We start from the raw sequence: 911 nt of genomic DNA, 5'->3' as shown, positions 1-911 counted from the left end.
TTTGGGACAAAAAAATCTTTAGCAAACTTTCTCGGGCGAAAACACAAATTGCGCCTAACGAACAAGGCTTGGCGAAGAACTGGTATTTGAAACTCGTCCGCTCAAACCAAAGTTAAATAAACGATTCAAATGCCAATGCTTCTTTTACTAGCTAAATTTTGTTCCTTCAGCTAAAACTGAAGCATAATAGTAAAACAATAGCTGATGTTTAATTCGTCAGCCAGTTTTTTGCCAAACCCATGTTAGCGGCTGTTTTTATATTACAATCCAACCACTTTTAAAGAAAGTTAACGCTGCACCGTTTATAAAACTTGTCAAGTCAGTTTTACTGGTTGCATTGTGGTTAGTCAACTCGATAAAACAAACTGTTGGGTTTGTAAAACCTTTTTTAAACAACCAAAATCGAAATCTTTTTTGCGTATAGTTTTTGGTCAAGAACTTAAGTTCTTCCAAGTTTGAAATAGTCAAACTATCGGCTCGTGTAAAGTAGTAAGAAAGTTTTTGTCCTGCTGATAATGTGTCTAACTCTTGTTTGCTTTTCACAACTGTTTTTATATCTCCTGTAATAACTGCTGGATAAAAAAGTCCTTTTGAAAATATACCGTTTAATTCTTTTGCTGTGTTTACAATTTGTAATGTTTGGTCGTCATAATTGAAATTATTACCGTTTACTAAAATGACACCTTTGAATTTGTCGAAATGTTTTACAGAATATTCCTTCTCGAACAATTGTTCTGCCGAATAGTCTTCCTGTTCGCCTTGATTTTTAAATTCTTTTTTACTTTGATTTTTATTGTCAGCACTCGCCGTTTTACTTTTGATAGTTTGTGCATGTACCGAAAACAAAGAGAGTGTCAGTACGATAATTGTAAAAAAGTTTCGTGTCATAACGGTGGTCGGTAAATAGCCGC

1 protein-coding gene is annotated in these 911 nt (G+C 34.1%); it reads right to left on the bottom strand.

Features of this window, described 5'->3' with window-relative positions; all coding sequences use genetic code 11:
- Window positions 1–255 precede the first annotated feature (255 nt).
- The coding region (locus GO621_RS18685) for a hypothetical protein (protein WP_232335714.1) at window positions 256–911 on the bottom strand (656 nt) is incomplete at its 5' end.

The organism is Mucilaginibacter arboris (genome assembly GCF_009754915.1).
GTDB classification, from domain to species: Bacteria; Bacteroidota; Bacteroidia; order Sphingobacteriales; family Sphingobacteriaceae; genus Mucilaginibacter_A; species Mucilaginibacter_A arboris.
This window is presented reverse-complemented; position numbering and strand designations above follow the sequence as displayed.